Below are 9,745 nucleotides of genomic sequence, written 5' to 3'. Positions count from 1 at the left end.
ACCGTTGACCGTACAGACCCGCCACCGGCACCGCGTCAAGGCCCGCACCCGAAAGAACCCCACCAGCAAGTACGGCCCGAACGCCGGACAACACCCCACGACCAGCCAGAACTACACCGTCCACACCACTGTCACGTTCTTCGAGCACGGACTTGCGAGCCGCTCGCGGACGTAAACGCACCGGTGTTGATATTTGGTTGTGGCGTGTTGCTGTGTAGTCAGGGGTTTTCGTTGAGCGGGGAGGTTAAGGCGGGCGCTGGTCTGCGGGTTTGGTGATCGTTTCGGAATGCGGTGATCGGCGTCGGATTTTGTATTCTCATTCGTCGTTCATGGGGTTGTGGCCGGCTCGCCGGGGGGAGCGGTCTTTGCTGTTGCTCCGGATCGGGGGTGTTGTCGTAGTCGAGGACGTGACCAGGGTGGTGGATGTCGGGCCCGCTTGTCGGCGGACACTGCGGTCACGGCAGTTCGGCACGTGCCGCCTGTAGACGCGTCCGTTGTCGACGGTCGTGCAATTCTTCACGGGTCCGCGGCGTGTGTGGTGTGGGGGCTCAGTGCCTGCTTTGGACGAGGTCTTCGAGGGTGAGTGTGACGCGTTGCCGGTTCGTGTCGAAGCCGAACATGAGGGTGGGGCGGTTGAGAGCGTCGGACTTGGACCGGTAGCGGAACTGCAGGATCTGTCCGCACATCTGTCTGACGTCGGACATCAGCCCGTCCTGGCAGGTGGCCAGGACGGTGATGCCGTGGTCTTGGGCGGCGTCGCGCAGTGCGGCGATGACTTCACGCCGGTGCTCGGCACCGAGTGAGTCGCCCAGTTCGTCCAGGATCAAGACGCGTCCTTGGGGGTCGGGTGCCGCGAGCAGGGCGGCGAGGACGAGATGGATGGAGAAGAGTTTCTCCTGGGCGGTGTTGGTGGGCGCGTCGTAGTCCAGGAGGGGGCCGCTGGGGTTGCGCCGCCACCGGGGCACGACGTGGCAGGTCCACTGGTCCTCGGCCGCGGTGGGTGCAGTGATGTCGTAGTGCAGGTCCGCGCCGTAGCCCCGGTCTTTCGCGTCCAGGCTGTTGAGGGTCTTGCTGATGCGGTCCAGGGCGCTCTGGACCCGTTCCCGTATGGACTCCTGGGTCTCGGCGAGGGCGTAGCGGGACTCCTCGACCACGCCCTGGAGGAAAGTGTGCTCCTCCTCGCGTTCCTTGCGTTTTGCTTCCACTAGTTCCCGGGCGCCTGCGTCACGTGCCTCGTTGTCCTGAAGCCATGTGTCCAGTGCGCGCAGTGAGGTGCGGAAGATCCGTCCTGCGGGGTCGGGTGTGCCCGCCTCGTGGTGGCGAAGTGCGTCCGCGAGCTCTTGGGTGGCAACTCCGGTTGCCGCGCTGTCCGAGGCCAGCCCGGTGAGCGCGGAGGCCAGCCGGATTCGCCCCTCTGTATCCAGGTCGGCGCTGGTCCGGCGCTCGGCCTCATGGGCGGGATCACGCCGGGTGACAGACCGGGTGTCGGCCTGGTCGTCGGGGTCGGCATCGGGGTCCTGTTCCGGTAGTGCGGCCCAGTTCAGTGCGATCAGTGCGTCGTCCGGGGAACCGGCCCAGCCGGTCCTCGCCTGCCCGGCGGTCGGGTCCGATTCCATCGCCCGGAGCCCGTCCCGTTTGCGTTCGGCTCCCTCGATCTTCCTGCCTAGCGCGCCCAGGGCCGCGGCGAGCACGTCGGCGCGCTCCTGGGCCGTATCGAAGTCCACCTTGGCCTGATGAGCGGCGGCCGACGTGCCGTCCGCGGCGTTCTGCAGGTCCGGAAGGGCCTTCAGATGGTCTGAGAGTGTTTGTTCCAGCGCCTGGATTTTCGGCACCATACGCTTGGCGAGGTCGGACGCGTTGGCCCGCTCGATGTCGCTCTTCAGCTCGATGATCCGCCTGTGGTGCAGGTCGGCCATCCCAGCGAGGTCCTTCCGCAGGTTCTCGGCGTCGTGCAGTTGGTGCTGCAGGTGGGCGCAGATGTCCTCTTGGCCGGCGATCGGCTGTTCGAAGCCGCCGATGACGTGGACGCCCAGCGCGGGCAGTGACGCGTGGGGAGGGCGGTCCATCCGTGTCGAGTGGGCGAGCGCGTGCAGGAACGGCACGGCGAGGGGGTCGGTGCTGTGGATACCTTCGGGTGCCGATCGCATGCCAGCCAAGGGCACGAAGCCGGCCACGCCAGGTGGGGTCGGGCCGGTAATGAGCAGCGCCCCCGGATGTGCCGCTACCGCCTCGGTGGCACGCTCCAGGTCGCCGGGCGCGACGCACACGGCGTCCCTCCAGGGAGCGAGGCGGGCCTCCCAGTTGGGGCGTGCGTGGGCGTGGACCCGGGTGGCGGCCATCAGTCCGACGGCTTCCACCTTTTCGGACAGCAGGGTCCGCAGGACGGTGGCTGCCGCACCGGTCCTGCCCTCGCGGGCCTCGGCGAGTTCCTCCCTCAGGGCTTCGACGCGGCTGGCCGCCACGTTGAGTTCTGTCAGCTTCGCCACCTGCTTGCGCTCGTGTTCGCTCACGAGGGCGCCGAGCTCTGCAGGTGATGGCCCGGCGTAGCCCTCGGCGCGATCACTGGCGTGCCGGTGGTCCTCCTCGGCCCGGCCAAGGTCGCCCCGCAGCTTGCCCTCCTCGCGGTTTGCGTGGGCCAGGATTTGGTCGGCGGCTGTCTTGTTCAGCTGCGCCTGCGTGAGGGCGTGCCGTAGCTGGCCGGTGTTGCGGGCTTGCGCAAGTTCGGTCTTCTTTGCCCCGTGCTGCTGGGCCAGAGCAGCCAGGTCGCTGTCGACAGCGGCGAGTTGCGCGGTGATGCGCTGGGTTCGGATCTGCGCGTCGATCAGGGCCCGGGCTCGGGCACGGTGGTGGAAGTCGGATGCGCGTACTGTCTCGCGTCTGGCGCGGTTCCTGGCGTCGACGGAGTGCAGGATCGCCTCCTCCGCCCGATGGGATGCCTTCCCCTGCTTGAGTTTCTCGTCCAGGTCGGCCTGCGTCTGTGCCAGGGCTTTACGTGCTGCGACGTCGTTGGACAGAATGGCGCCCCTGCCGGTCAAGGAGAGCAGTGCGTCGCCGATCTGGGCGGGGTTGAAGTTGCCTGCGTCGAGCTTGAGCAGCGAGGGCCGCGACCGTATGCCTCCGCGGGTTGCGATGTAGGCCAGCAGTCTGGGGGCGCGGCCGTAGAGGGCTTCGGCGTACTCGGTGGGGCCCAGAGGTTTTCCACCGAGCCGACGGAAGAAGTCCGGGGCCCGCTCGTGGCGCTCGCGGTCCCCGCCTTCCAGTAGCAGGTGGACTCCTTGCCGGTGGCGTACCTCGATGTGCTGCGGTTTGGCGGATATCTGCAGCCAGACGGTGTGGGCGGTGGCCTGCGGGTCCTGCGGTTCAGCGAAGACGCCCACGACGTAGCCGACATGGGCCGGTCCGTGCCGGTCGGGGGAGGCCCCGGCGGTGACCGGTTCGAACAGCAGCCTGCGCGCGTGGATTGACCCGCCTGCGGACATGCGCCATTCGGGGTCGCCGAGCAGCAGCGCGAGGGCGGCAAGGAAGCTTGTTTTGCCGGATTCGTTGGAGTCCTTGGGTCCGCGCCCGGTCACCGCGACGAAGGTACCGGGGATGATCCCGACCGGGTGCGCAGTCAGCCGGGCGATGTCGAACGTCTGCACGGCGATCAGTTGCCGGGTGCCGATCACACCGCGCTTTGCGCGGACCGTCGGGCTGCTCTGGTCGCTCACGGGCCATCCGTCCCCTCGTTGTCGTGGACGCGGTCGTCTGTTGGGGGCCGTGCAGGGGTGTGGTCGCGTCGGCGCATGATGGCGGCAGCCAGGTGCCCGTCCGGGCAGCCGACCAGAATCAGGTCCTCCCAGAGCAGGGCGCTGCGGTGCTCGGGCAGGCGATCCAGGGCCGGGCCGGGGATGTAGCGGCCGGTCGTGGTCTCGGCGACCAGGCCTGCTGCCCGCAGGCCGCGCAGGGCGGCATTGATCGCGACCTTGGAAATCTCACGGTTGGTGGAGAGTTCCTGGAGGGTGACGGAGTGCGGTTCGCCAGTCCACCGGCTGTGCCGGTGCCGGCCCCGTGCGCGGGGGATCGCCACGGTGCGAAGCAGGACCAGGGCCAGCACGGCCCGTTCCGTGTCGGTGAGCGTGCCCGTGCCCTCCTGTACCAGCGCGTCGGCGGCACGGTCGGTGTAGCCGGTGGTCCAGTTGCCATCCGCGGTCTGCATGAGCTGGCGCCCGCATGGCAGCAGTGCAGCTTCGGCCAGTGCGCGGACTGCAGGGTCGGTCAACGCGGGCAGATCGCCACGCGGGACGGTGCGGCGCGAGGTCTCCAGTGTGGCGACCGCGGAACGCACCGCGTAGTGGTCGAACGTGTCGGGCACCTGGTCCTCGTCGATTGGGACCGTGTGAGCAGAGGCAGGCTGGGGTCGGCCCGGCCCGGCGGGGGACTCGTCCTCGGCCAGGGCCGGCAGTAGGTGGTGCCCCCGGCGAAGGCCCTCCACCGTGGTCCCGGGCAGCGCCGCGACGGCAGGTCCCAGCCGCAGTTCGCTGGCGCTGGCGGTGATCAGTCCTGCGCTGGGCAGCGTTCGGTCAAGGGCCCGCTCGACGGACTCGCGGTCGGCTCCCAGCCCGACGCAGAGTTCCAGAATCCGGGTGCGGCGAAACGGCAGACCGGGGAAGGGCGCGCGTTCGGGCTCGGGCCAGGCCGCCCGCAGACACACCGCCCACACCAAGGTGGGAATGGGAGGAAGACCGAGTCGTGAGGCCAGCATCGAGGGGTTCGGGGAAGGGGCCGACTCGCCGTCCCAACCCAGGACCAGCGCGTCCGAGGCCTGCGGTCCACGAGTGATGCGCACCAGCCGGCGCCCTGCCCGCGCCGCCGCAGCCGCCGCTGCCGCAAGCACGGGCCCGGGAACAGCAGCGGGCACCACCTGGCACACACGCAACCGCCCCAGTAGCAGCGCAGCCTGGAAGGCGACCTCGTGATCGCGGCCGTCCTGCTCGGGCTCAGCGCTGCTCATGCGTCCGCCCCGTGGGGAAGGGGTGGGGCTGAGCCGGTGTACGGCGCAGGCGAAGCGAGTGCAGGTAGGTAACACTGGCCTGCGGGTCGGCCAGTAGCCCGTCCTGGACCGTCACGGTGTACGGCTCCGCCGGGTCATCGCCTAGCGCCAGCACATCGGTGATGATCGCCGCAGCCGACGGCCAGCCCGCCTCATACAACGCCGCGGTCAGGTCGGCCTCCTCCGCACCGGCCAGCAACTCGTCAGCCAGCAGCCGGCGGCGCTCGCGCGCCCGCTCGTACACCTCCTCAGCCCGCTTCAGCGCACCGTCACTCTCATCGTCGCTGTCGTCGTCCGGCAGCGGTGGACGCACCCGCGCCCGCGAGCGAGGAGCGAAGCCCTCGACCGTCTCGAAAAGCGACGGCGTCTCGATCCACACAGCGGGCATGTCCGCGACCAGCGCGCCACCGACCCGCGACAGCAGCGCGACGTCACCCTTGAACGCGGCATCGGTGTACTCGGCGACTGTCAGGACATCGAAGTTGAGGCTGTCACCAGCCTGCTCCACGACCTTGTCTGCAGCTGCCATGAGCTGCTGGCGGTAGAACTGTTCCGCCTCGATGAGTGCGGCGGCGGCCTCCTCCAGTGCCCATTGCCCGCGGAACCGTTCGGTGACGAGCTTGTTCAGGTCAGCGACCTGGCGGGTGAAACCCTGGTGGTCGTGCTGCCGTTGCGACTGCATCAGCTCTGCCGGTGTACCGACCGCGACCTGGCGCTGCAGGTCCAAGGCGAACACACGCAGGGCATTGCGGCACGACACCAGGTAGTCCAGTGCGGTGCCCGGGTCCGGACGGCTGCGGTCGAACACCGACCTGGCCCGGTCCAGCAGCAGGATCAACTCGTCCACCCCGCCGTGCTCGGCGAGCCGCTCCGCGGCCAGCGCCCCCGCCAGCCCGGCCGGGCGCACCACGTAGCGGTCATGGTGCGACTTGAGGATGTACGGCTCGAGGAACCCCAGCTGGGTCAGCACGCCCAGCCGCCGGCTGACCAGGTCCTGTGACCAGCCCTGCGCGTTGCCCACCAGCGCTTCCAGGACCTCAGCGCGGGTCAGGCCCTGGGACCCGGATTGCTCCGCGAACACGTTGAGGATCGCGACCGCAAGTCTCGCCACCTCCGGGTGCCGGGCCACCGCCCCGGCGTCCTCAGCCACCGGGGCCATGAAGGCACGCCAGTTGGCCAGCCGGACAGCCGCCTCAAGATCAGCCCCGTCACCCTCGTCACCGAACGCGATCTGCTCAGCCATCAGCCGGAACCCGGCCCAGCAGCGCGCCCAAGTCCGGCAGCACCTTCTCGTGCAGAGGCTCCTGCTCCACAGACTCCCCGCTCTCAGCGATCACCGCCGCCAGGGCACGCAAGTCAACGGGGCCCTTGGCCGCCATCCGCGCGGCCAGCGCCCTCGCCTTCGGGTACATCTCCGGCTTCTGCCGACGGTAGGGTCCCGCACGCCACAACTCGACGTCCATGCCCACCGCATGGACGCAGCGCCCCAACCGCCGCGAGAGGTCATCGACGATCGCGATCCCGTCCGCGTCCAGATCCCCCCAGATCGCCAGACGAGCCGGGCGCAGCCACTGCAGCAGCGAGACCAACTGGTTCGCGACGTAACCATGCCCCCAGATACACAGCCACTGAGAGGTGATATCCGGCATGGCGCACACACGCTCGAACGTGTCGGAGTTCTCCACTAGGAACACTCCGTGCGCCCCGTACTCCACCTCACCGACCAGCCGAAGAGCCCCGGCCGGCAGCGCCACCCAGGGGTTGGCCACCGAGGCATCGGCCGCCACCGGGCCGATCCGCCAGCTCAACGGCCCCCGGACACGGATGTCCACGTCGGCCTCGTCCAGGGCGCGGTCGAAGCTGAGCGCGACCAGGTTCTCGAAGGCCGCCTGCCGCGCCGGCCTCCACATCTTCGAACCACCCAAAGCCATCCCCGCCAACGCCTTGGCTGTCATCCGCTGCCCGGCCCGATGACGAGGCCACCAATACGAGGCGGCCCGCAGCGCCGCTTCGTAGGCGGACCATGCCTCGGCCGCAGTGGCCGTGCCCGCGGGAACACGAAGCGGCGAGCCGGCCTGGCACCGGATCAGCAGTTCCCGCTCCCGCCCCAGTTCCCCGACGCCCTCCATCAGCGCGAGCAATTCCCCCCGCACCTCGTCGGGGTCGCGCTGCCCCCGCAGGTCCTGCAGCAGTTCCTCGGCCTGCAGCGCCCAGGAATGCGACAGGTACCATCGCTGCGGCCCGACGATTTCCAAGTCGTCGTCGACGTCACAGCGCAACACCACGCCCCCACAGCGCACCAGTGCAAGGGCGACGTCCATCGACCGGGCGCCGAACCTGGCCACCACCGTCGCCCAGGATCGTCGCCCCACGGACAGCACCCAGATCAGATCGCGCGCACCTAGGTGCTGCGGCGGCCCGTAGGCGGGCTGCGCCGTAACGGCGACCAAGTCGGCTTCCGTGATGTCCAGGAGCCTGCGGCGATTGCGAGGTGCGCGATTCGCCCCGTCGCGCCGCACCGGAACGGACAGCGCCTGGGTGCCCTCCGGAACCCCGGTCACGGGCACCGGGACACGCCCCTCAGCCTCGCTGAACAGCAGGTTCACCGCGCCCGTCGTTCCCGTCACATAGCCCCCCCCCACGGACCGCACGGACCTCGCCCGTGTCTCGCTTTGTACGCACATTGCCACAAAGCCGGTCGTGAATCGAAGGGAACCTCATGATGAGAGAGCCGCCTGGTATGGGCGCAAGCGGGCAGGCAATCAGTCCGCCCGGGGAGGGCGGGCTCTAGGCGATAGTGGCGTGGAAGAAGAGGACGCCCGCGCCGAAGGCGCCTGCGCCGGTCAGCACGGCACTGGCCGGGCCGGTGTCTGCGAGTGCGGCCAGGATCCCGGCCCCGGTACCCACCAGCACCCCCAGCAGCAGAATAAGGGCAGAGCGTTGGCTCAGCAACGGGTCTCGGTCGTTGTGCAACTACAGCTCCCCGGTTCGTGCATGCAGTGAACGGCGTGGTGGCCGTCACGTGAGCTGTCCAGAGTAGCACAACAGAGAGATGTGAGCAAAAGTGAGGCGGTGTGATTTTCGAAGGGCTGCTGGTCGCTCAGGTTCGACGGAGCGTTTGGAGGAGTTCGCCGCTGTCGTCGACCGTCCAAAAGCCCCAGCCGTTGCGATTGGGCTTCACCTGCGGCTTGAGTGCCTGCAGGACCGCGCTGGCCGCCCCGCTGGGAGTGCGATACGCGCCGGCCCCCGGGCCCTCGGTGATGGTGAGCGCCTGGGTTGCCGGGTCGTACAGGCCAGGGATGTGCACTCCGTCGTAAATGGCGTGGACGGCCACCCGGCCGCCTGTGGAGGGTGGGGGTGCTGCGGCGGGGGACGGGGCCCGGAAGTTTTCGACTAGCCGCCGCACCGCCTCGCCGGGCGAGACGTCCCAGGCGCGGGCGAGCAGGTCGATCTGGGCGTGGGTGACATCGTCCACTGCAACGTTCTTGGTCATGGAGGCAGCCTACACCCGAGTGAGAGAATCTGAGGAAAACTGAGTGTTGTCTCTCTGGGTTGGCCCGTCGGCAGCGCAGGACGGGGAGGCGCTGCCTGACCTTGGCGCAGGGGCATCGCAGACGGACTGGGCACTGAATCGCCAACAAGCCGGCCCAGCGGCTGCGGTAGCAGACAGCGACTCGGAGCCAGTCGGCGCGCACCGCCGATACCAAGAGTGCTTCCTGCCGTATCACCGTCCCGGACGTCAGCAGGCAAGTGACGCGTTCGGCGCAGGGGCCGCAAGCCAGGACGCCGCACCGGATCTGGTCGGAGTCTACTCAGGAGACGGCGCGTGGCGATTCAGCCGAGCTGGGCTATTGCGGCGTTGATTTCTTTGATGGTGATGTTCTCGCTGCCGGTGCGGATCGCGAGGACGGCGGCGGTGGAGACGAGGTAGGCGAGGGCTTTGAAGTAGCCGCCGGTACGCCGGTGAAGTTCGACGGCGTGTTTACTCAACGCGTGTTCTTCGAGCCGGTACAGGCTCAGGTCTGCTTCGAAGCCTGTCAGTACTTCCCGGAAGGTCTTCTGGTCCCCGGCGTTCAGGGGCAGGGGGTGCAGCCAGATCACCGGCAGCAGCACGCTGGGGGAGGGCGGGGCAGGCGCCGCGGGGCGGCCCGATTGTTCGAGCCGTGTCTGGTTCTCCTGGCTGACCCGGGTCCAGTCCCCGGCGAGGATGCGGGCCTGGTGCAGGAGGTGGCTGGCGCCGGTGCCGCAGAAGACGAGCGAGATACCCAGCTTGTCCCGCAGGTAGTCGCAGTAGGGCAGCACGTTCGCCAGCTGCTGCACCGTGGCGCGGTCGATGTCATCGATGAGCAGCAGACGGGTCTGGGCTGTCTCCAGGACGTAGTTGACCGGCAGTGTCAGGTCCTGGTGGCGGCGCATCTCCAGGACTTCGGCCAGGCTCTTCGGCTCAGGGTTCAGACCCAGGTAGGAGGCGATCTCCCAGACCCAGTTCACCTTCAGCTCCGGGTCTGCGGGGGTGGTGATGTGGACCACCGGGATCGTGTTCTGCTGCCGGCCGCCCGTGCCGGCTTCGATCTCCTGCTGGGCGGCCCGCCCCACCGCCCGCAGCAGGCAGGTCTTTCCGGTACCGGCCGGCCCGTCGATGACGTGGTCCATCAGGCCCGCCCGGCGCCCGCTGTTGAGGTGGACGGCCTGTGTGGGTGATCGTTGGGTTTG

At 68.9% G+C, this 9,745-nt stretch carries 7 protein-coding genes; all 7 read right to left on the bottom strand.

Annotation, left to right across the window (positions count from 1 at the left end):
- Positions 1–548: 548 nt before the first annotated feature.
- Positions 549–3,710, bottom strand: a complete 3,162-nt coding sequence (locus tag J7I97_RS27195) for a hypothetical protein (RefSeq protein WP_214939686.1) — start codon at positions 3,708–3,710, stop codon at positions 549–551.
- Complete coding sequence (locus tag J7I97_RS27190) at positions 3,707–4,993, bottom strand: hypothetical protein (RefSeq protein WP_214939683.1); 1,287 nt, start codon at positions 4,991–4,993, stop codon at positions 3,707–3,709. Before J7I97_RS27190 ends, J7I97_RS27195 begins: the two co-directional genes overlap by 4 nt.
- Positions 4,980–6,275, bottom strand: a complete 1,296-nt coding sequence (locus tag J7I97_RS27185; RefSeq protein ID WP_214939680.1) for a hypothetical protein — start codon at positions 6,273–6,275, stop codon at positions 4,980–4,982. The genes J7I97_RS27190 and J7I97_RS27185 overlap by 14 nt, the downstream gene beginning before the upstream one ends.
- A complete protein-coding gene (locus tag J7I97_RS27180; RefSeq protein ID WP_214939677.1) occupies positions 6,268–7,638 on the bottom strand; it encodes a Wadjet anti-phage system protein JetD domain-containing protein in 1,371 nt (456 codons plus the stop codon). The genes J7I97_RS27185 and J7I97_RS27180 overlap by 8 nt, the downstream gene beginning before the upstream one ends.
- Positions 7,639–7,819: 181 nt before the next feature.
- Positions 7,820–8,005, bottom strand: a complete 186-nt coding sequence (locus J7I97_RS27175; RefSeq protein WP_214939674.1) for a hypothetical protein — start codon at positions 8,003–8,005, stop codon at positions 7,820–7,822.
- A 127-nt stretch (positions 8,006–8,132) separates the two neighbouring features.
- Positions 8,133–8,525, bottom strand: coding sequence for a hypothetical protein (locus tag J7I97_RS27170; protein WP_214939671.1), 393 nt, complete (start codon positions 8,523–8,525; stop codon positions 8,133–8,135).
- Between the two features lie 341 nt (positions 8,526–8,866).
- Positions 8,867–9,745: ATP-binding protein (locus tag J7I97_RS27165; RefSeq protein WP_214939667.1), on the bottom strand; the 879-nt coding region annotated here is incomplete at its 5' end.

This window comes from Streptomyces sp. ISL-87 (genome assembly GCF_018614095.1).
Lineage (GTDB): Bacteria > Actinomycetota > Actinomycetes > Streptomycetales > Streptomycetaceae > Streptomyces.
Note: the sequence above shows the minus strand (reverse complement) of the source record. Positions and strands in the feature narration are given on the sequence as shown.